The following is a 21,373-nucleotide window of genomic DNA, read 5'->3' as shown; positions in this document are numbered from 1 at the left end:
CCTCTCGTGATGTGGAGTCGTGGGAGAAACCCGGGGGCCGCCGGAAGTTGGCGCTTCTGGCGGCCCCGCCTTACGTGTCAGGCCGCCGTCTGGTCGATGGCCTTGCCGGTGGCCGACTGCTGAAGAGCGCGGCCGGTCAGGTCGGTCGTCGAGTGGAAGGCACGCTCCATCGACCAGGCGTAGCGGGTGGCCTCGCGGGCGAGCTGGCGGGCGAACTCCAGGTCCTCATCGGTAACCAGAGCGGTGGTAGTGATCAGAACCGAGGTGGCGCCGAAGTCAAGCGCCAGCACGAGCTCAGGGCCGTAGGAGTGGCGTAGGGTTCGGGCGGTGTGTCCGGTGGTCAGCCGGATCACGCTGCGGCGCGGGGTACGGCGACGGGTCATCAGGCGGCGTCCTTTCCGGCCGGAGCCTTGCTCGGAGCGGGCGGAGTGGTCTGGGCGGGCTGGCTTGTCTGGCGGAGTGCGTGCATCTCGCGGACCTTGATCGAGTAGGCGAGACGGCCAGCAGCGTTGACGTACGGCGTGATCGTGATGCCGTCGAACTCGACCGGCGTGAACGGCAGCCCCGGCATGGGCGACGGCGGGACCGGCTGAACCGGAGCGAGGATCTTGACCGCGACGGTCTTCTGGGCGGGCTTGAGGGTCGGGTCACCGTCCATGACCGCGACCTGCCAGACCAGCTCTGCGGTCTGCTTATCGCGGGCCTGCACGAACCGGCCGCCGGCGGAGGCGTCGAAGTCCTTGACGGGCTCGACCTCGCCGACGATGTAGCAGCCGTGCGGGAAGACCATGGCGAAGGTGACGGGGATGGGGCCTTGCAGAGCCATGACGGCTCCCTTCTTGGGTGCCAGACACTTGACCTATCAAGTGATGATCTGAAGATACGTCTCTCAAACTTGCCAGGTCAAGTGACTTCGCGAATTCGTCTGGCCAACCTCGGGCGCAAACGTCGTTCAACACCTCTATGGGCCCAAAGGTCGCCATTCGTCGCACAGTCGGTACATCGGTTGCCGTGAACCGACTGAGAGAAAGATCGGCTTTGCCCTATGGTTTCGCTTTGTGAAGCGCCGTCAATGGGGATGTCTAGCAGCCATCATTCTGCCGCTGGCCCTTGCATCAGGCCTGGTCATGGCACCTATCTGGCGCGACAACGCGCGCCTCGAAACGCTGTACCAGCGGGTGCTCAACCACCCACTTCCAGCCAGGACGCGGGACTACTTTCCCATGGACCGAGACGTCACCTTCGGCAAGAACCTGGTCAAGGGAAGTGGCCGTTACTGCGACTACCGGATCAGGCTCACGCTTCAGACCGCGCTCACCGAAGAGGAGATCCGAACTTACTACAGCAATGCCACCATCATGGGAGCCGAGAACAAGGCGATGATCTCCTTGTATTTCAATGATTCGGACGACGCAGGAGGACGCCGGGTCATCGTCGAGGTCTACGACTCCCATGGATGGAACTGGGACTGGCGCTGCATGTAGACACAGGCACGTGGCGATGCGCCCGGTCGCGCGATGATCGGGCTCTCACCCCACGGGATAGGCGTCCTCCAACTCGTGACGATCCGCCGGCAACAGTGCCTCCACAACCACGAGCGGCCGGCCGGAGGCATCCCGGACCGCACCGAAGACCGCCAGCAGCGGCACGTTCTTCGGCATGCCGAGCTGCTTGACCTCCCGAGCCGTGGGCATGCGCGCGGTGATCTGCTCCACGATGTGATCGAAGCGCACCCCCTTGCGCGACTGGAGATGCTGCCGGATGCCCTGCGGCAATGCCTCCCCGCTGGTTAGATCAGTGCCCTCGGACAGCTCCAACGGCAGCCACAGCGAGACCAACTCGCTCGGCTCGCCCTCACGAGTGACCAGCCGCCGGCGCAGGAACGCCTTGCTCTTGGGCTCCGCATCCAGCAACGCAGCCACACGGTTGGGCAGCGCCACCGCGCCGGCCTCGACCAGCTCGCCGGGGGAGTCCGTCTCCGGATTGGTCAGGTACGCCTGACCTGTGCGGTTGGGCTCCACCGACGTCATCGCGGGACGGCCCCGCACGAAGCGGCCCTTGCCCTGCTGAGACTCGATCCAGCCCTGCTCGCGCAGCACCCGCAGCGCCGCCACGACGGTGGGCCGGGAGACGCCGAACTCTTGGATGAGCTGGTGCTCGCTGGGGAGCATGGAGCCGGGCGGGTAGGTTCCCGCCTCGATACGCCGTTGAAGGGCCTGCACAAGCTGGGCATACTTCGGCGGCACGGACTCTAGCGACATTATGACCGTCCAACACCCGACAGGTTGTTTTACCAAGTTTGAGGGTAACCTGGCCGACAGCCGCCTGTCCACGCCACTGCGGTAAACGCGAGCCCTCCAGGAGAAGACCCGGCAGGCAGCCAGGCGAGGGATCGGGGGCGCCCCTCCCAGGGCGTGGAAGTGACTGCCTGCCGGGCGGGGAGACGCGGCAAGGCGATGAGAAGGCCCACCCTGGCCCCCCTGACCAAGGCCGTCACCACCTCGCCGCGCCCGTCCTCACTTGGCGATGTATTCCGCCAAGATGTTCGCGGCGCCCTCCACGTCATCGACCGGATGACGCTGCTCGGCGCTCTGCCAGGAGTAGTAGGCGCCGCCGTACCCGACGAACACCCACACCGGCAGCCCCGGCTCAGGCCGGTGCACCATCAGCGCGGTGTTGTTGTCGCGCAGCTCTGCGTTGACGCCACGACTCGCGAGCCGGTCGCGCAGCCGGATCAAGGCGTTCGCCTCGTCCTGCTGCCCGAGGCCGGCCATGACCGCCTGTATGACGGAGTTCATCTCCCGCTCCCTTCGCCCTGGCCTTCGCCGAGGCAGTCGAGACACTTGCGCTCCTCACTCGGTTCCGCCTCCTCCCCGCGGGCGTCGATCAGGAGAGAGCGGCGCGAGCTCTTGAGCTTGAAACCGCGTCCCCGACACGCACGGCAGGGCCTTGCCTCGCTGTTCTCGTCTGGCCGGGTCACCGTCGCCATCTCCTCGCGAGTCGTCCGGTACTCCCTGCGGCGGGAGCCCGATTCACTTACGTTGTTGATTGATGGCAAGTCCACCGGCAAAGCAGAATGAGGGGACCCCCTAAGAAGGCCCCCTCATAGCCCCTTTCCAGCCACCCACTTGAAAGAAGGTCGGATATGCCCAAAGCGGGGATGAATGTCCGCCTTCGAGACTGGCGTCAGAAGGCTGGTTTGACGCGGGCCGAAATGGCGAAAAGGGTCAATCTCAGCGAGTCGGGCGTGAAGCACTCACTGACGTGCGACGAGGAACGCATCCGGCGCTGGGAGGCAGGAGAGGTCTCCTGGCCGCGCGAGGAGTACCGGCTGGCGCTGGCAGAGATCACGCGCCTTGGCCCGGAGGACCTGGGGTTCGTTCCGATCAGACGCAGTCGCGTCAGGGTCACTCCCGCTGACGAGGCGTCCTACGAAACGACCTCCGCACAATCCGCCGACGATTTCCCTTTGTGGCAGGTTGACCCCAATTTCTCATCCCTTCGGGACAAACAGGAGCTAGAGCTACAATTGCCATCAACGGCCGATGAGGAGACTCTTGTCGTGCCGGGTCGCGCGCCCGATGGGAGGATCGTCTTCTTGTCTGTATCCCGTCGCACATTCCTTCAGGGGCTGGGCATCGGCCTCGCGGGAATCACGCCGCCACAAAGTCGATCATCGTATATTTCGCCCGCCCGACGACTGGCCTCAGCGGCGGGCGATGCGAACCCGATCGAGCACCTGTATCAGGTCCGTCAGGTCTTGATCGCCAACGACAATCTTCTCGGCCCCTTGAACGCGATCCCCGCAGTCCAGCAGCAGATCACTGCCATCCAGCAACTCCGCCAGGAGACGCGCGGCGCTGACCGACACCAGCTCCTCAAGTTGCAAGCCGAGTACAGCGAGTTCTGCGGGTGGCTCTACCACGACGCAGGCGACTTCCGCAGGGCCCAGTACTGGACAGACCGCGCCCTCGAACTGTCACACGCCGTCGCCGACCGGGACATGACCGCCTACATCATGGCGCGCAAGAGCCAACTCGCCGGCGACATTGGAGACCCGGTCACCGCCATCGACATGGCCGAGGCAGCCAGCAACCTCGCTCGCCCAGGCAGCCGCCTCCAGGCGCTCGCACCCACCTATGCCGGCTACGGCCACGCCCTCCATCGCGACGACGACACGGCCAGACACGAGCTTGACCGTGCTCATGAACTGCTCCTCGACATCGCCGACGACCCCGGCTCGCCATGGGCCGTGTGGCTGGACGAGCCATACCTTCAGGCCCAGCGAGCCCGCAGCAACGCCGCACTCGGTCGGTTCGGCGAAGCCGTCGAAGGCTTCCAGCAAGCGCTCACGGCTGTTCCACAGTCCTTCCGACGCGACCGCGGCGTCTACCTGTCACGTCAGGCCCTCGCACACGCCGGCGCCGAAGAGCCCGAAGAAGCCGCAGGTGTCGCCATGTCCGCCCTCTACATCGCGGAGGAGACCGGATCCGCCCGCATCATGAACGAACTGCTCAGGCTGGACAAGCACCTCGACCAATGGCGCAGCACGCCTCTGGTTGACGAGTTCCGCACAGCCTTGAGGAGTACCGTGGTGAAGCAAGCATGATCACGACTTGATCGGCTCTCCTCCTCCGGAAGGTCCCATGCGCCCCTACGTCCTGCTGAGCTGCGCCATGTCCGTGGACGGCTACATCGACGACACGACACCCGAACGGCTCCTGCTGTCCAACGTCGAGGACTTCGACCGCGTGGACCAGGTCCGGGCCGAAAGCGACGCCATCCTCATCGGCGCAACGACAATGCGCCGCGACAACCCCCGCCTCCTGGTCAACTCCGAAGCGCGCCGAGCCGAGCGTGCCGCCCAGGGCCTTCCCCCGTACCCGCTCAAGGTCACCATCACCAACAGCGGAGACCTCGACCCCGACCTGAAGTTCTGGCACCACGGCGGCGAGAAGGTGGTCTATTGTCCCGACTCCGCCGCCGCAAAGGTCCGTGAGGCCCTGGGCGACCTGGCCGGCGTGGTGAGTCTTGGTCCCGCCGTGGACCTCGGCCGCATGCTTGACGATCTCGGCGAGCGCGGTATCCGCCGCCTCATGGTGGAGGGCGGGGGCACCATCCACACCCAGTTCCTCACCCAAGGACTGGCGGACGAAATCCACCTCGCCATCGCGCCCATCTTCGTCGGCGACGGCAACGCGCCCCGCTTCGTCAATCCCGGGGACTTCCCTGGAGGCGCCGGCCACCGTATGGCACTTACCGAAGTGCGGGCCGTGGATGATGTCGTGCTCCTGCGCTATCTGCCGAAAGAGTCCTCGGGTAGTAAGACCTCATGACCGGCACCAGCACCGAACAAGACCGCCGATGGCTGCTCACCGCGATCGACCTCTCTCACCAGTGCCCGCCATCGCAGACGGCCTTCTCGGTCGGTGCGGTCATCGTCGACGAGCACGGCAATGAGATCAGCCGCGGCTACTCCCGAGAGACCGACGCGCACGTCCATGCGGAGGAATCAGCGCTGTCCAAGCTCTCTGCCGACGATCCACGCCTCAAGACAGCCACCCTCTACAGCTCCCTGGAGCCCTGCACCCAACGGCGGTCACGGCCGAGAACCTGCACACAGCTCATCCTTGACGCCGGCATCCCCCGCGTAGTGACCGCCTGGAAGGAACCGGCCACCTTCGTCGTCGACGCCAACGGCATCGAAGCCCTGACCGCCGCAGGGGTCACGGTCATCACGTTGCCGGAACTGGCAGACGCCGCACGAGCCGCCAACACACACCTCATCGGACCCAGCTCATAGCGACCGAGCGACTTGCCGAATTGTTCTCATAGGGATCAAGCGGCGGCGCGGCGCGCCGCCGTACTCCCGGCCCTTCGCCCGCCCGCCGTCCGGGCGTGCGGCCTGGGGGCCGGTCCCGGACGGCGGCGGGACACCGGGCCGGCCACCGCGCGCCCGCCGCGCCGTACCATCCGAATGCCTCGACCGGGGTTGCCGCACCGCCGCACAGATGCAGCCCTACGATCGCCACTGCATGGCTGGACGCCGTACATGCTTGGGGCGATCGACGATCCAGGGTTCGTTCCTCACCCTGGCTCACCGAAGAGCGTGGTTGATCTTTGATGCAAACTCCGTCGAAGCATCTCACGTGCGTAAGCGCTTATGGCGTCTACTGGATCTTGAAATCACGCGTTGGTGGCATCGAGGCTGGTGGCGTGACGGGATGATCGTGCCTGCCTCTGCCTCGCGGGATATACGCGGGATGATCTTCCCCGGGAGCCCGCACCTGGCCTGCCCCGCTCTGACACAGAAACTGCTACTGCACTACCTCACGCTAACAGGTCGCCACATGACGGCGCCGGGTGACAGCGCGCGCTATCACGCGCTTCCCTGGAAACAAGCAGCACGCCAACGAAGGGAGCCCCGTGAAAAACATCGGTGGAACAGCGATACTCGTGGCGGTGATCCTTGCCCTCGTCGCGTGCCAGCCACGGCCCTCCCGATGGCTGAACATCGAGAACCGTACCGGCGAGACAGTCACGGTGAAATGGCTCGGCGATATCATCTACAGCCGGACCGTTCCGGTGGGAGGATCGGCCCGGATTCCAGTCGCGGATAGTGGATGCCTCCGTATCGGGGCCGAGGACGTGATAGTCGCCGAAACGGCCAGCGGACGGCGGTTTACCTATGGCCCGCCCGCCTGCAAAGGCGGGAAGTGGGCGCTACCAGACCAATAAGCCCGCGCCAAGTGGCCCGTGGGATTTTACGTCTGCCGAAAAACATATCCATCATCGCCAGGGCCTTCCCATCCGTGTCGCCTCACCCGCCGTGATCGCCCCGCTCCCAGAGGTGCGCGTCCCTCCGGCTGGTGGATGACCTGCGCGGATGAGGTTGCTGGCAGATGTAGTGCGCCCCCCGCGAGCCGAGGCGCGCAAAGCCTAATCGACTGGCGCGGCAGGGCAGCTTGTCTATGCCGCACACGGGCATCATGAGACCGGCCTGTCCGCGACCGATCGAGGATGGACCGGCAGGCAGCACCACTCGATCACCAAAGTCACCGGCATTCTGCCGGAGTGCGCCCCGCGTGATCAGGACCGGCGGATCGTCTCCTTCAAGCGCAGCTCGACGAAAGCGTCATGACACTGACAGGAACCTCTTTGCTGAACAGGCTGATATTCGGGAAAAGTTGCCTGACCTTCCCCGATTTCCCGCCCAGCCTGGTCTCGGACGATGGCTTTGACCGTCACCCGTGAATAGTCTTCGGCAGTTCCCGGCAGTGAGACGACGAAGACTGGAACTGCGGCCGCGCGCGTGCCGGTGTCAGTGGGCACCACCCAGGCGCCTTTCTGGCATGGTCCCCGTCCATCGCACAGCTCGTAGGTCCTCCCCGCTGTCAAGGTCGCCCCTTCCGCGGTGAGTTGTATCCCGTTTCCAGGGCATGGCCCGCACATCACGGGGGCGCTGCAACCGGCGAGCAGCACGACGCCGAGCGCGGTCATCGTGAGCAGCGAGAAAGCGTACGGGGATGGTGCGGAGATCAAAGTCTGCTCCTTGCGGCGAAGAGCGGGAGGCCGGGGTCCACTCCTCCGGCACGGAGCAGCACCGGAGCCGACCCATCGTCACGGTTGATCGCAGGCTATCCCGACAACAACCCACAGGGCAGTAGCGTGGCACGGACGTGAGGGGAATCGGGCCCATCTCCGGTTTGGTTGTCCTCCCCGACCCAGAACTCATATTCGCGAGGACTCCGGGTCGCCCATGGCCAGCCCTCAGCCGTTTTGGTGTGGGCCGGGGCATACGGACGATCAGGCGGGCGAGGCGTACACGGACGCGCTTTTCAAGATCCGGCACATATGCGGAACGCCGTTAGAGCAACATGATCAACGTCCCGTCGAGGCGCAGCTCAAAGCACCACCTGGCCACTAGGATCAAATCCACTCATAATCCGTGGGTCGTGGGTTCAAGTCCCACCCGCCCTACTCACCAATACCGCGTTCGATCTGGGTTTTCTCGGTTTTCGTCGGCCTCCAACCTCGTTGTTGATCATGGTTGGTTGCTCGGTGGTTGCTCTTGTGTACGGACCGTGTATCGCGGTAGATCATTTAGTCCGTCACCGTCAGCTCAGACCCCAGAGACGACCATCCGAAGATCAAGCCGGAAGGCCCGATCGGCGTCGCTGGTCAGTGTTGATTCGATGGATGGTCAAGCTTGTCCAAGTGGGCTCGTCTCGCGACCAGGCCGTTCGTGACCAGCAGAAAAAAGATCCGCTGGTTCTCGCGGCGATCCTCTTAGCCCTGTTTACAGGACGGGCTAGGGATCGATCGGCTGCATCACCTGCACGACAGCGCTGAGGATAAAGACTGTCCTTGCCGAAAATTCCATCCGTGCAGTTCAAGCGGCATGTGAGTACTCGTGGAGGATTCCGCCGAGGCGATCTCGTCGGCGGATGGTCAAGCTCGTGATCTGCTCTGGATCGGTGATCGGGTCCGGGACGGGACGCAGCGGGGCGGCTTGGGCGAGGGCTTGGTGGGCGCGGTGCCGGTTGTAGAACTGTTCGTACTCGCGCAGGGCGTGCCGTAGGTGGCGTTCGTTCCACAACAGGCAGCGGTCGAGCAGCTCACGGCGGCACGACTGCACCCACCGCTCCATGACCGCGTTCATCCGCGGCACCCGGATCCCGGTGAGCACGGTCCGGATACCGGCCTCGGCCAGGATCTCGTCCAGGAGGCCGGGGAACTTCCCGTCACGGTCCCGGATCAGGTAGCGGGCCCGACAACCGACCTCTTCCAGATCCATCACGAGATCCTTCACCACCTGGACGACCCAGGTTGCGGTCGGATGGGGCGGTGGTACCCAGCACGCGGACGCGCCTGCTGGCGTGCTCGATGACGGCCAGGATGTACTGGCGCTGCCCGCTGAGGGTGACGGTCTCGATGAAGTCGCAAGCCAGCAACGCAGCAGCTTAGGAGCGCAGGAAGTCGGCCCACGAGGTGGAGGCCTGGTCGGGGGCCGGGTCAAGCCCTTCCTGCTGGAGAATCTCCCAGACCGTGGAGGACGCGACCGCGATGCCGAGCGCGGCCAACTCACCATGCACCCGCTCACCATGCACCCGCCGATATCCCCAGGACGGGTTCTCCCGGACCAGGCGCAGGATGAGCGTGCGAATGGAGCGGACCGTGGGCGGGCGCCCCGGCCGCTTCGGCCGACACGTGCTGGCATGACGCCGTGTCATCAGATCGCGGTGCCAGCGCAGGACGGTATCCGGCCGGACGAGAAGCCGCAGCCGGCGCAAGACCTCGCGGGGTAGCGACGTCAGCAAAGCGGCGAGAAAGGCACGGTCCTCGGGAGCGAATCTCACCCTGGCGTCGGCACCGAGCTGCCGTTCGAGAACGGTGATCTGATGACGCAGGGCGAGGATCTCACGTCCTTATCCCGATCGCTCACCGGAAGCAACCGCAGCGCGGCGAAGGCGTTCGTGATAGCGAGATAGGCCAGGCGAAAGAGCACGGACGATCATCATGCCGCACTCCGAACGGTTGAGGATCACGCGCATCCGACCGTTCTCAGCAAGGCCATGACCTGGCCGGATGACATTATCGGCAGGCGCAGTGCTGCTGTGGCTCGCCTGCCCCTGACGATTATCTGGATGAGCTGTTCGAGCAGGCGATTGTGGAGTGCAGTTGCGCTTCGCCCTTCGAGCACGCGGCAGAGGAACGCAGGTGGTTGCTACGGCGAGAGACGATGTGGACGGTGACCAGGCACTGCGAGAAACCGCGCGCTCCCGATCGAGCACGCGGTTCCCCTACTATGGCGCGGTCCTTTCACCGGTCCGCAATCGGTCGTGTTTCGCGCCTCAGCCGGACTTCATGATCGCGGCCGCGTTCTTCGTCCAGCCGTCCACGATGGCCTTGCTTTCGGCGAACTTCGACTTGTTCTCCTCCATGAGCCGCTGCTCATAAGCAGCCCTGACCGCCTTGTAGACGCCGACCAGATTCACCTCGTCCTGGCACTTGGCGTCGAGAGCCGCTATCCGCTTCTCCTCGTCCGACGCGGGGGTTCCCTGCGTTCTTGACTTCCACTTGGGGTCGTTCTGTGCGGTGATCGGATGCTGGTAGGCCGTGACACCCGCCTTCTGCATGCACGACTGCCACGAGACCAGCGCCGCGCGGACACGGCTGTCGCCGAGGGCGCGCGAGCGGGAGGCGACGGCTAGTGCGCGCGGGTCAGCGGGGAGCTTCTTCTGCTGGCCGTAGAGCTTCTCGTCGGCTTGGCCCGCACAACCACCCGCCGGAATGGGCTTCCCGTCCGCGGTCTGGCTCGCGCCTCCCTCGTACGCCTTCCTCTCCTCTGCGGTCGGTTCGTGCTTCGTGCCTGCGAAGGTGGAGGAGACGGCCTTGACATCGGCCTGCCGCGGGTACCCGGATTCAGCCGCGACCGCGGGATCGATGTAATCGAAGAAATCGTGTTCGCGATACTCCCGGGCGTCCCACGTGCGGATAGTGCCGGCCGTCCACGTCTTGAAGCCGAGCGCGTTCATACAGGCCGCTGCCGCGACGTCTCGGGCCTGGTCGATGAGCTTGATGTCGTTCATGGGCGTGAGAACAGAGTCGAGCGGCATCGGTACGGGCGTCGCGTCTTTGATCTTCGGGATGGCTCCGAGGGCTGGTTCGCCCTCGGAGCCGAGAGGCGAGGCCGCCGACGTCGCCCTGGGGGTGGTGGGTTCCACGGTGGGGTCCACCGTGGCCAGCGCCGAGGTATCGGTGCCGGAAAGCTGGCTGACGGTGAAGCCCACGACAGTCAACGTGGCCAGGGCAACCGCGGTCATACCCGCGACGGCAGGTCCTTTTCGTCGCGTCGTCATTCGCCGTTCCTCCTCCAGAAGCACCGGGTTGCGCTGTCTTGGCCGTCGACACAGCGGTTGGAATGGAACAGAGTCGTCCACAGTCCATAGGAAGCAGCGGTGGTGAAGTTCACACTGATCGTATCCTGCCAAGGGTCACCGTTGCAGCCATGCAAGTTGACCCATTTGTTGAAGTACCGGCCGTAGTAGCCGCTCCATTCCGTGCGATAGCCCCAGTGCTGCTGAGGTTCATCAACCCATGAATACTGCATGGGCGTGCTGCAGCCTCCATCACTGCCGGTACCGGTGTGCGGATCCCATCGGTCGAGCGCCTTGCCACTGTTGTTGTTTAACAGTGCGAAGTAGCCATTGGATAACTGGTAGTCGGACCACCACTGGTTGGCCGATCCGCTGTTTCCGGGGTAGGCGATGACGGAGGCGAGATCCGCGGTGCTGGAATTGAGCACTTCAAGGTACAAGTATCCGTAGCCGTAGTCGTTCGCCGTGGCCCACCGGTTCACCGAATCCGCCTGAGCGGTGCCCACGGGCATCATGGTGATGCCTGCCACGACGCCGAGCAGTCCTACCGCCGCGGCCCGCGCCGCTGACTTGATTCCGCGCATGTTCAGTTGCACAACGAGCTCTCCCGTTCTCCTCGATCAGTATTCCTGAGAGCTTGACAATTACCGAGATCGATGTTCGGTCTCCTGATGCTTCCCCCTTCGCTCACCGGACCTCAGCAGGTGCGGCGCATGTGCGTCCGTTCTCTGTCTTCGAGGCGACAAGACTCGATGCCCGAATGCGAGGCGGGCGTCCACGCGCGTTCGGTTCCCGAACGGTTGGGACCTTGACAGAGGAAGATGACACGACCTGGCCGACAGGGATCATTACTCATTGGCAGCCTGGGACACAAGAGGACTGCATGGGATTCTTTTCACCCTTGCCGAGGTTTGCCCGATGTGTTCACATTATGGAGGCCATGGCCGTCATCGTCGTGTCTGGCGCAGGCGGCGAGAAAGGGAACCGACCGTACAGGAAGGGCTGTTCTTGCAGTTCAATGGTTCTTTGTCGGCTACTCGGCCAGGACTGTCAGGCCATTCGGGCCCCCGCGCACAATGGCTCTATTCTGCGGAGTGTCAAGGCGTCAAACGTCTCGTGTCGGAATCCGCGTCTACGCTTCGTGTAGACAACAAAACGTCCTGAGCAGACAAAGCCAGCAACGCGAGAGGCCCTGCGGCCATCGTGTTTCCTTCCTCCTGAAACTTCAGGTGCCACCGCACGCTCCAGCCGGCACGCAACCCCCACGGCGGCAACCCCCTTGTAGAAGGAGCGCAGAGTCCTGAACCGTACATGCACCCTCCTGTTATCCGCCCTTCTGGTCACCACCACGCTGTCCGCTCCGGAAGTACTCGCCGCGACGAGCAGCGCCGCAGCGGCACCCCCGCCGACGAGGACATCGCCGCAACCGCCCGAAGAACGCGTGTCGGTTGAGCCGTCCCAGCGCGACAAGATGCTGGGTTCGAACTGGGAAGCGTCGAACGACCTGGCCATCACCGCCACGGGCGACGCCACCGGGTTCCACATTCTGGGAGCAAGGTCCAGCGACGGCTACGCCTGGCACACCATCGCGACCCTCAGCGAACCGGGCATGGACACTGACCAGTGGGTGGGCAACGCCTGCCTGACAAGCTCGGGACGCCAGGTCGTCGCCACCTACGCGCCGCGGCACTTCACCAATCGCGCCTGGCTGTTCAGCAGGGGCGCCTTCGCCGCCGTCATCGATGTCAAGAGCGGCAAGGTCACCAAACTCGAGGACCAGGTGAGCCTCGCCCACTACAACCCGGGATGCGGCTCGGACGACAAGGTCGCCCTCACGCAGGGGACCACCGAGGAGCACATGACGACGCGCCTGTTCACGGTGGACACCGGCACGAAGTCGGCATCTCGACCCATCGTCCTGGACGGACAGATCACCTCGGCCACAGCTGTCGCCGACCATATCGTCGCGGCCCGTGGGAACGAGCTCGTGGAGGTCACAGCATCGGGCAAGCTCAAGACGCTGGCGACCGCGGATTCCATCCCATTCGGCATCCGGCCGACAGCCGACGGCGGCGTCGCGTTCATGGACCAGGCCGGTGGCGCGGTATCCGTCAAGCACTACCGCAACGGCTCGGTACGGGTGCTCGCCTCAGGACGGCTGGGCGAGGTGGCTCTGCATTCGGGCACGGGCGGCAGGGTCTTCATCACCGGCGAGACGCGTCAGCAGGGGCAGCTACCCTCACGCATGTCCGCGATCGGCGGCGCACTGGACGTCGAGACGGTGTCGTCGGAAGGCGGCCTGTTGATCAAGAGCACCGCGCGGCGCGGGCTCAGGCGTGACACGCAGAGCGACCGGGCGGACACCGGCTACCCAGGGACCGTACCGGAGAATCCCGCCCCGGAGCTTATCGACATCGACGCCCAGACCGCACAGACGCATTCCCCGCTGGCCTTCGCCATCGACCCGGCGCGGGAGACCACCTCGCCATCGGGCCGCGAGGAGAATCCCCGGCTGGCCGAGGCGCGCGGGCAGGCCGAGTCGAAAGCTTCGACCACCGCGACCTCGACGGGGACGATCGACCCGAATCACACCTGCGCCGTGGCCCGAAACGACCCGAACACGCAGGTCTACCAGCCTCACTGGCGGCAGGTGGAGTGGGCAGTCGACCAGCTTGTCTTCAAGGACCGGCTGCAGGTGTGGCGCCAGGACAACTGGAAGGAGTCCGGCCTTTCATCCTGGAATCCACAGGATCTGTTCCCCGTGCCCGACCTGGCGGGTGGCGGCCGGATTCCCGTATCCGTCATGTTCGGCATCCTCGCGCAGGAGTCCAACCTGTGGCAGGCGCAGCGCGACACGCTCCCGGGCGAGACCGGCAACCCGCTGGTCGGCAACTACTACGGCGTGGAGATCTATGACGACAAGCCGGACAACGACTGGATCATCCGGTGGGACGAGGCCGACTGCGGGTACGGCCTCACCCAGCAGACCGATCACATGCGCCGGGCAGGGCACGCGAAACCCGGGGAATGGCTGTGGGACCCGGACACCCAGCGCAGGATCGCCCTGGACTACGTGACGAACATCGCCGTCGGCCTGACCACACTCGCCGAGAAGTGGAACCAGATCTACGCCGACACGGGCGGCACCATGAAGATCAATAACGGTGACCCCTCTAAGATCGAGAACTGGTACTTCGCCATCTGGGCGTACAACTCCGGTTACTACCCCAAGGCGCAGGCGAGCGCGAACGGCGGCGCATGGGGCGTCGGGTGGGCCAACAACCCCAAAAACCCCGACTACGTGGCGGGGCGCCGTCCCTTCCTCGACAACAACTCTTACTCCGACGCCGCGCATCCGCAGGACTGGCCCTACCAGGAGAAGGTCCTCGGCTGGTCGGCCTGGCCCATCGCAAAGACCTACTACAACGCCGCCACCGGCCAGTGGGTCACCGAAGGCGGCTACAACTACGCCTGGTGGAACTCTGAGGGGTACCGCAGCTCCATCGTCCCCGGCGGGACCCTGGTGGACGAGAACGCCTTCTGCTCGGCAGAGAACGAGTGCGACCCCGCCGACACGATGCGGGGATGCACGCGGGCCGACTGGAAATGCTGGTGGCATTCGGCGAAGACTTGGAAGACCTGCCCCCAGCAGTGCGGAAACGAGGCGTATCTGCGTTACGACGCCAGCTATGCCAGCATCGAGCGCTCCGAGCCGTCCGACCAATGGACGACGTGCCTGACCTCAGGGCTGCCCAGGGTGACCGGCGACACCAAGAACGTGCTGATCGTCGACGACGTGCCCGATTCTGTGCCGGCGGTGCGCGGCGGATGCGACAACACCGGATGGGCCAATTCCGGGACGCTGAGCTTCGAGTTCGAGCAGGACTCCGCGGGCGAGGCGCCGGGCAGGGCCGATTTCGGGCAGCTCGGCAACGGCTTCGGCGGCCACCTGTGGTACGGGTACACCCGCAACAGCTCTCATCTCGGCGACCCTATGAAGGTGACCGGCACCTGGGAGCTGAACCAGGCCATCAACGGCTGGGCGCGGGTCCTCGTGCACGTGCCGAAACGCCGGGCGGAAACCCAGCAAGCCCCATACACCGTGCACCTCGGCAACGGGCAGACCCGCACCCGTCACTTGTCGCAGGGCCGGCTGGAGAACCACTGGCAGAACCTCGGCGTGTTCGAGTTCAAGGGCGTGCCCAAGGTGGCGCTCACCAACCGCAACCAGGAGGGTGACGGCACCGCCGCCGTGGCGTGGGACGCCATCGCCTTTCAGGTGCTGGCCAAGAAGCCCAAGCATTTCGTCGTCGGCATGGGTGACTCCTTTGCCTCCGGCGAGGGGGTCGGGAACTACTACCCGGAGACCGACACGGCCTACAAGCGTTCGACCTGGAACGCCTGCCGCCGCAGCAAGGACGCATGGATCCGGCAGACGGTACTGCCCGGCGAGACGCAGACCGTGGGGCAGCTCGCCGACTCGTTCGATCCCAGGCTCGACTTCTCCTTCGTGGCCTGCTCGGGCGCCGTGACGCGGGACATGACCGTTCCCGAGTACACGTACACGACCGTCCCCTTCGACTGGTCCGACTATCGAGGCAGCGCGGAGGGCCGGTTCCGCGAGGCGGCGCAGCTCGAAAGCGGATACCTGGACGAGAACACGACACTGGTTGCTCTCTCGATCGGCGGCAACGATGCCGATTTCTCGCCGGTCGTCACCAACTGTTTCCTCTTGCCTTGCTATACCGAGGGCTACGAAACCGATATCAAGGCGGACGTCACCGCCGCGGTGTTCAACAAGACGGTGGGGACCGAACAGGCCAACGTCAAGAATATCGTGGAGAGCATCGACAGTCGCGTCCAGAATTACAGCTCGACGCGCGGCAAGAAGGCGCAGATAGTCCTGATGGGATATCCCGAGATCACCGGCACCGGAGTGCTGGACTGCGGCGCGTTCGATCCGGACGAGCAGAACATGATGCAGCGGATGGCGGAGCACTTCGCCGCCGAGGAGAACAAGATGGTGCAGGCGGCGAAGGCTGCCGGCGTCGAGGTCTCCTTCGCCAATCCGATGCCGGCGTTCCAGGGCCACGGCGCGTGCAAGCCGGAGAGCGAACGCTGGATCACCCCAGTGACCTTCGCCAAGACAGGCCCCGGCGACTTCGGGGATGTCGACGACATTTGGTCGGGTTGCATGTTCGATGGATTCAGATGTGCGAGCCGAACCTCAATGCATCCCAACGCGGCGGGAGCGCGGACGTACGCCAGCGTCCTGACGACTCACCTTCAAGCCCTGGGATACACCGGCTGGTAGAATCACGATCGGTCTGAACATGGCAGGCCGATCACTTTCGGAAACAGACTGAGCACGCGACATGGAGGGCAGGGCCATGCCAAAAGGGTGCCTCATCCCCCTGCTCGCCGCCCTCGCCATCGGCGTGCTCAGCCCGTTCATTCTCGGTTATTTATACAAAGCGTCGGCGGCCAGCCATAACGAAGAGGTGGCCGAGCTTTTCGCGACGAAATTGCCACAGGACTGGGGAGCCGAGCTGCCGTCGGCGGACGCCGTCAAGGGCCGACCCGGCGAGATCTCGGTCTTCTCCTCGGCGCGAGAGCCGCAGGGGCTCCTCCTCAAGATCGCCGTGGCGACAGCCAAGGAGGACCTCTTCGGCCAGAGCACATTCGTTCGCTGCTACACGCTGGCCTTCGACCGCGTTCCGGCAGGCGGATTCCGGCACACCGTCGAGGATCTGCCCGGGTGCCCCTACGAGGAAGGCTGAGTCAAGAGACCCAGGTCGCGAAGTCGCGGCCGGAGCCTGGGACAGCGCTATGCCCTGTGCCCTACGGTGCGATCGACCAGAACTGACAGGTGTTGTTGAGCCATATCCCCAGCCAGGCCGGCGTGCAGTTCGCCATGATCAGTGGCGAGGTAGACATCACCACCTCTCGTGAACTGGAGACCTACATCGACCTGGTCCGCCACAGCCTGGACGCCCACCTGAACTCGACGCCAGTCGGCTGTTCTTCCTGGACAGTTCATGCCTGGCCGTGCTGCTGCGACCGCGGCCCTCGCCCAAGCGCGCGGGGTCGGGCTGCACCTCGCCGGGCTACGGCCGCAGGTGGCCGATCTGCCGGCCAGGTGCCGTGACGTGGTCGCCGAACTGTGCGTGGCGGCCCCATCCCGGATTCGCTCGTTTCTGAACGATCATCACAGGTCCGTTGGGGACGCATCAAACCCCTCCCGGACCGCAAACCATCCGGGACGTCAGGTCACCAATCGGAGGTAAAGTAAGAACGGTCAAGGGATGCTATCCGTCCTATGGTTGCTCGTTGGATGCTCGTCGGCACCTGATACGGCATAACACCGGGTGGCATCCTTGGAAATTTCGAGTGCGGGCAATGCATGACACCGCGACACAATGAGACATGATTCGATAGTGGTCGGCATTTAAAAGTGCGACTTTAATCCGTAGGTTCCGGGTTCGAGCCCCGGGCGCCCTACCACTCCATACCCCTTCCGACCTGGGCTTTCTCGGTTCTCGGCCCTCTTCGCGAGGCGAAGATGGGCGAGTTCATGCTCGTCACATGCTCTTCGGCACACGTCCGGCACATCAGCGGGCCGATAGCGAGAGCGAACTGCCCCGGTTTGCGATGTCAGCTATCGGGCCCCTTAGGCCGGACAGTAATGCCAGACTCAATCGGCGCCCTACAGAAGGGCCTGACTGGAAGGGTTGGCGGACGGGACACGCCCGGCTTGATTGCAGACGTGTCCAAGCACTGGTCAAGCCTGCGGAACTCAAGAACTCAAATCGCTTCCAGCGCAGAGACCTTCGTCTCGGTGCGGCAGGATTGAGGGCACCGAGTGGCTGATCCTGGTTGCGTCCGCGGGAGTGGTGTACGGGTTTGGCCTGGTCACAGGCGTGGCGTCGTGAAATGAAGACGGCCATCGAGTGATCCTTCGAGCAGCAAGATCAAGATTCGAAGGAGAACCAGGCGATGGCCGTAGATCCCAGTGTGACGCCCGAGCAGTGGCTGGCGAAGCAGATCGAGACCACCGACCCGGATCTGTTGCGATCCATGGTGAAGACCATGGCCGAGTCGTTGATGTCGGCCGAGGCCGACAGCCTGTGCGGGGCAGGCTACGGCCAACGCAGCAGCGAGCGGACCAACCGGCGCAACGGCTACCGCACCCGCGAGTGGGACACCCGCGCAGGATCAATCGAGCTGGCCATTCCCAAGCTGCGCGAAGGCTCGTACTTCCCCGACTGGCTGCTGGAACGCCGGCGGCGGGCCGAGCAGGCGCTGATCAGCGTGATCGCGACCAGCTACCTGCTGGGGATCTCAACACGGCGGGTGGACAAGCTGGTCGAGCAGCTGGGCATCAAGCACATCTCCAAGAGCCAGGTCTCGCAGATGGCCAAGACGTTGGATGAACAGGTCGAGGCGTTCCGCGCCCGCGCGCTGGACGCCGGCCCCTACACCTTCGTCTGGCTGGACGCGCTGACGCAGAAGGTGCGCGAGGGCGGCCGGATCATCAACGTGCACGTCCTGGTGGCCACCGGCGTCAACGCCGACGGCCGTCGCGAGATCCTCGGCATGGACGTCACCAGCGCCGAGGACGGCGCGGGCTGGCTGGCCTTCCTGCGCGGCCTGGTCGCCCGCAGCTTGTCCGGCGTGCAGTTGGTCATCTCCGACTGCCACGCCGGTCTCGTGGCCGCACCGTCGCCCTCCATCTGCCCGCCTTCCCCCGCGAGATCTGGTCGAACCCGCAAGAGCGGCTCAACATGGAGATCCACCGCCGCACCGACGTCCTCGGCATCTTCCCCGACCGGCCCTCCATCATCCGGCTGGTCGGCGCCGTGCTGGCCGAGCAAACCGACGAATGGGTCGAAGCCCGCCGCTACATGGGCCTGGACGTCCTGGCCAAAGCCCGCGTCCGGCTTGTCGCCAGCGACACACCGACCCAGAACCCGCTCCCGCAGACACTTACCGCTTAACCTGCAGAAACAGGATCACGCGAAGATCGATTCATACACCACGTCCGTGGACGTGACCCGGTCTTGCGGCCGCCAGGTATAGATCGTCTGACTGCTGACCTGCAGATCGTGCGCCAGGTCTGTGACCTTACACCCCGCCTCGAGCAGATCCAGCACCTTGCGCCGGAACTCTGGCGGATGACCCCGTCGTCCCATGCCACTTTCCTCTCATCAAGTGGCACAAGAATCCAGCAACCCAACTCTGCTCAACCCGGGACACACCTCTGCGATTGAGTTACGAAGCGGCGCAGGGAGAACCGCATACTCGAAGTGGCGGGAGCTGGAAACGGAGCCAGAATGTGGTCAAGGTCACTGGGGTGGCACACCCCGGTACGAGACCTTCACCAGCCACCCCAGCCCCGCCGACATCAACGAACAAGCCGAACGCGAGGGAGCGACCCCGCCCAGCAGTTCCAGCGTGCCGGCGACGCCATCCTCGATGAACTCCGTACCTTCCACTACGAGCACATCCCCGCCGCCGAAACTACTCGAGCAAATGTGGGGCGGACGTTGGCCGCTGACGAACGTCCCGATAACGCCGTAGCGCGTCACGAACTGGTGACCGAGCCGAGCTTCCGGTCGAGCTCGCGCTCGGTCGCCACCAGCGCCTTGTGCGCGCCCTCCCCGAAGGACGGATATTTGACCTTCTCCACCAGGAAAGCCTTGTGGAACGCGAAGGTGCTGCTTTCGGGGATCGCTCTGGCGGCGGCGAGCAGGTTGCGGGCGGCGGCGCCTCGGCCCGCCCGTTGCGCCGCGGCGGCCCGGATGACAAGCAGCAGCCGCCGAACGGGTGGCGGCAGGTCGTCAAGCACCTCTGCGAGCAATTCAGCGGCGGCCTCGTGCTGCCCAACGGCGGACAGCCTGTTCGCCGTGTGGATGATCTCGGTGGCCGCGTGCGCCGGTGCCATGACTGCGGTGTAGTGGTCTGCGGCCTGACGCGAGGCCGCGATCGCGCCTTCGAAGTCGTCGAGGTACTGCGCCACTGTGGAGCGGCGCACGGCCAGGTCGGCACGGGCGATCTGCTGAACTCGATGTCCCACGGTGCCCGGCGTGGACATCTGCGCGGGGAAGGTCCTGTCCACCTCGTCCAGTACCTGCTCCGCCAGCCGCAGGAACTTCTGGGTGAACGTGTGGTCCAGCCGCACCAGATCGCCCCACGGCAGCGTCATGTGCACGGCCGTGGTCGCGTGTGCGGACTCGGCGCCCAACTGCGCCAGCACCCCGGCCATCCGCGGCAGATTCGTGTAGTTCCACGTCCGGACCCGCACTGTCCGACGCCGGAAGAAGTTGTCGTTCCGCCATCCGGCGAGCAGCATCTTCCGCTCCTGCGGAGTTGCACGCACCAGCACCAAAGCGTCGGCGATCTGACGGTTGAAGCCGTCGCCGTTCCGCCCCGATCTGACCGCGTACACGAGCCCGGCCAGCAACGCGACGAACGCCGACTCCAGCGGTCGCTGAGCTGGGTGGAACACCCCCGCGATAAGGAACGGCAGAGTCGAGCAGGTCAGTGCGACCTGCGGTAGTCCGATGATGACCCGCCTGGCCCACACCATCAGCCAGGACAAGCGCCACCTGTCGAACCGCGGCCTGATGGCAGCGTCGAGCATTATCACGCTGGCTCCGGCCAGCATCACATACCACTGGGCGTCGGACACGTGCGCCAGCCACCACCGTGAGATCAACTCGCCGACCGGGCCGGCGGCGACCGCCAGCAGTACCAGGAACAGACCGACGTCGGTCGTCCGCGCGGCTCTGCGGTGGGTGATGAACAGGGGCCGCCGGGCTCGGTCGGCGGCCAGCAACATCACCCACATCACCACGGCGCCGACGATCCGCACCCTCAGCTCCGCGTCTCCCGGCACGAGCAACACGAACACCAGCGGGACGACGCACACCAATCTCGCCGCGAGACCCCACAACACGTCGTATGCTTTCGGCCTCATGAACCAGCGGTCGATGTGCTCCGTGAGCTCGCCGGTGACCGAAGGTGGCATCTCCGGGGGGAGCCGGATGTTGCGCAATGCTGCGCCGGCCAGCAGCGGCGTGACGAACCAGGCGATCACCGGCGTCCCGTTACCGCCGATGGAGACCATCACCAGCGCGACGAACCCTGTGGTGGCCATGCCTGTCAGCCCGGCGACCAGGCCGGCCGCTACCACGAACAGCGCCCCGTCACGGGCTAGCGTCGCCACGAGATCGCTGAACCAGCCTGCGGTGAACAGCAAGACAAGTGCAACCACCAGGTCGAGAACGTAGAGGGCCCGTCCGCGACCGCTGGGGCCGATCGCCTCCCGCAGCCTGGACAGCAGCAGCACCAGGCTCGCGACGTCCAGCAACACGTACGCGATCAGCGAAGGGTCTCCGATGAGGATCTCGACTCCCACTCGAACTCCTCCGCGTCGCACGACCGGACACCTCATTGTGGTGGTGATCACGAACGGGGATGATGGTTTTGTG

Annotated in this window: 18 protein-coding genes and 1 pseudogene; 7 read left to right on the top strand and 12 right to left on the bottom strand. The window is 65.0% G+C overall.

Translation table 11 applies throughout. The annotated features are described in order from the left end of the window. Nucleotides 1-77: 77 nt before the first annotated feature. Nucleotides 78-383, bottom strand: a complete 306-nt coding sequence (locus AB0H84_RS42010) for a hypothetical protein (RefSeq protein WP_357617473.1) — start codon at nucleotides 381-383, stop codon at nucleotides 78-80. Further along, nucleotides 383-826, bottom strand: a complete 444-nt coding sequence (locus AB0H84_RS42005; RefSeq protein WP_357617471.1) for a plasmid replication, integration and excision activator — start codon at nucleotides 824-826, stop codon at nucleotides 383-385. Before AB0H84_RS42005 ends, AB0H84_RS42010 begins: the two co-directional genes overlap by 1 nt. A gap of 232 nt (nucleotides 827-1,058) precedes the next feature. Here AB0H84_RS42005 and AB0H84_RS42000 point away from each other — a divergent pair, with 232 nt between their 5' ends. Further along, complete coding sequence (locus tag AB0H84_RS42000; RefSeq protein WP_357617469.1) at nucleotides 1,059-1,484, top strand: hypothetical protein; 426 nt, start codon at nucleotides 1,059-1,061, stop codon at nucleotides 1,482-1,484. A 45-nt stretch (nucleotides 1,485-1,529) separates the two neighbouring features. Here AB0H84_RS42000 and AB0H84_RS41995 read toward each other — a convergent pair whose 3' ends face one another. Together AB0H84_RS41995 and AB0H84_RS41990 are read right to left on the bottom strand one after the other, a co-directional pair. Continuing rightward, complete coding sequence (locus AB0H84_RS41995) at nucleotides 1,530-2,222, bottom strand: GntR family transcriptional regulator (protein ID WP_357617467.1); 693 nt, start codon at nucleotides 2,220-2,222, stop codon at nucleotides 1,530-1,532. A gap of 294 nt (nucleotides 2,223-2,516) precedes the next feature. After that, nucleotides 2,517-2,798: a hypothetical protein gene (locus AB0H84_RS41990; RefSeq protein WP_357617465.1), complete on the bottom strand. Its 282-nt coding sequence runs from the start codon at nucleotides 2,796-2,798 to the stop codon at nucleotides 2,517-2,519. Nucleotides 2,799-3,145: 347 nt separating this feature from the next. Here AB0H84_RS41990 and AB0H84_RS41985 point away from each other — a divergent pair, with 347 nt between their 5' ends. The 3 genes from AB0H84_RS41985 to AB0H84_RS41975 are packed head-to-tail and all read left to right on the top strand — an operon-like array spanning nucleotide 3,146 to nucleotide 5,803. Further along, on the top strand, nucleotides 3,146-4,609 hold the full coding sequence (locus AB0H84_RS41985; protein WP_357617463.1) for a helix-turn-helix transcriptional regulator: 1,464 nt from the start codon (nucleotides 3,146-3,148) through the stop codon (nucleotides 4,607-4,609). Nucleotides 4,610-4,646: 37 nt separating this feature from the next. Then, a complete protein-coding gene (locus tag AB0H84_RS41980) occupies nucleotides 4,647-5,336 on the top strand; it encodes a dihydrofolate reductase family protein (RefSeq protein WP_357617461.1) in 690 nt (229 codons plus the stop codon). Then, nucleotides 5,333-5,803 (top strand): deaminase, encoded by a 471-nt coding sequence (locus AB0H84_RS41975; protein WP_357617459.1) that lies wholly within the window; start codon nucleotides 5,333-5,335, stop codon nucleotides 5,801-5,803. The genes AB0H84_RS41980 and AB0H84_RS41975 overlap by 4 nt, the downstream gene beginning before the upstream one ends. A gap of 1,286 nt (nucleotides 5,804-7,089) precedes the next feature. Here AB0H84_RS41975 and AB0H84_RS41970 read toward each other — a convergent pair. The 5 genes from AB0H84_RS41970 to AB0H84_RS41950 all read right to left on the bottom strand — a co-directional run bounded on the left by AB0H84_RS41970 (nucleotide 7,090) and on the right by AB0H84_RS41950 (nucleotide 11,476). Beyond that, the gene (locus AB0H84_RS41970) at nucleotides 7,090-7,542 is read right to left on the bottom strand and encodes a hypothetical protein (protein ID WP_357617457.1); all 453 of its coding nucleotides are present in this window, start codon (nucleotides 7,540-7,542) and stop codon (nucleotides 7,090-7,092) included. 850 nt (nucleotides 7,543-8,392) lie between these two features. After that, nucleotides 8,393-8,797: an integrase core domain-containing protein gene (locus AB0H84_RS41965; RefSeq protein ID WP_357617455.1), complete on the bottom strand. Its 405-nt coding sequence runs from the start codon at nucleotides 8,795-8,797 to the stop codon at nucleotides 8,393-8,395. A 166-nt stretch (nucleotides 8,798-8,963) separates the two neighbouring features. After that, the gene (locus tag AB0H84_RS41960; RefSeq protein WP_357617453.1) at nucleotides 8,964-9,095 is read right to left on the bottom strand and encodes a hypothetical protein; all 132 of its coding nucleotides are present in this window, start codon (nucleotides 9,093-9,095) and stop codon (nucleotides 8,964-8,966) included. A 759-nt stretch (nucleotides 9,096-9,854) separates the two neighbouring features. Further along, on the bottom strand, nucleotides 9,855-10,826 hold the full coding sequence (locus tag AB0H84_RS41955; protein ID WP_357617452.1) for a hypothetical protein: 972 nt from the start codon (nucleotides 10,824-10,826) through the stop codon (nucleotides 9,855-9,857). Nucleotides 10,827-10,858: 32 nt separating this feature from the next. Next, nucleotides 10,859-11,476 carry an RICIN domain-containing protein gene (locus AB0H84_RS41950; RefSeq protein WP_357617450.1) on the bottom strand — a complete coding sequence of 206 codons (618 nt, stop codon included), beginning with the start codon at nucleotides 11,474-11,476 and terminating at the stop codon, nucleotides 10,859-10,861. 845 nt (nucleotides 11,477-12,321) lie between these two features. Here AB0H84_RS41950 and AB0H84_RS41945 point away from each other — a divergent pair. From AB0H84_RS41945 to AB0H84_RS41935, 3 genes and pseudogenes are all read left to right on the top strand, one after another. Beyond that, on the top strand, nucleotides 12,322-16,194 hold the full coding sequence (locus tag AB0H84_RS41945) for an SGNH/GDSL hydrolase family protein (RefSeq protein ID WP_357617448.1): 3,873 nt from the start codon (nucleotides 12,322-12,324) through the stop codon (nucleotides 16,192-16,194). A gap of 61 nt (nucleotides 16,195-16,255) precedes the next feature. Then, a complete protein-coding gene (locus tag AB0H84_RS41940) occupies nucleotides 16,256-16,660 on the top strand; it encodes a hypothetical protein (RefSeq protein ID WP_357617446.1) in 405 nt (134 codons plus the stop codon). A 1,216-nt stretch (nucleotides 16,661-17,876) separates the two neighbouring features. Beyond that, nucleotides 17,877-18,877 (top strand): annotated as a pseudogene (locus tag AB0H84_RS41935) (IS256 family transposase). Nucleotides 18,878-18,892: 15 nt separating this feature from the next. Here the strand turns inward: AB0H84_RS41935 and AB0H84_RS41930 are convergent. The 3 genes from AB0H84_RS41930 to AB0H84_RS41920 all read right to left on the bottom strand — a co-directional run bounded on the left by AB0H84_RS41930 (nucleotide 18,893) and on the right by AB0H84_RS41920 (nucleotide 21,300). Beyond that, nucleotides 18,893-19,072, bottom strand: a complete 180-nt coding sequence (locus AB0H84_RS41930) for a transposase (protein WP_357617444.1) — start codon at nucleotides 19,070-19,072, stop codon at nucleotides 18,893-18,895. Nucleotides 19,073-19,225: 153 nt separating this feature from the next. Further along, complete coding sequence (locus AB0H84_RS41925) at nucleotides 19,226-19,384, bottom strand: hypothetical protein (protein WP_357617442.1); 159 nt, start codon at nucleotides 19,382-19,384, stop codon at nucleotides 19,226-19,228. A gap of 80 nt (nucleotides 19,385-19,464) precedes the next feature. Continuing rightward, a complete protein-coding gene (locus AB0H84_RS41920) occupies nucleotides 19,465-21,300 on the bottom strand; it encodes a hypothetical protein (protein WP_357617440.1) in 1,836 nt (611 codons plus the stop codon). Between the last annotated feature and the right edge of the window lie 73 nt (nucleotides 21,301-21,373).

This window comes from Nonomuraea sp. NPDC050786 (assembly GCF_040654115.1).
GTDB lineage: Bacteria > Actinomycetota > Actinomycetes > Streptosporangiales > Streptosporangiaceae > Nonomuraea.
The sequence above is the reverse complement of the archived record's forward strand: the minus strand, read 5'-3'. Positions and strand labels throughout refer to the sequence as shown.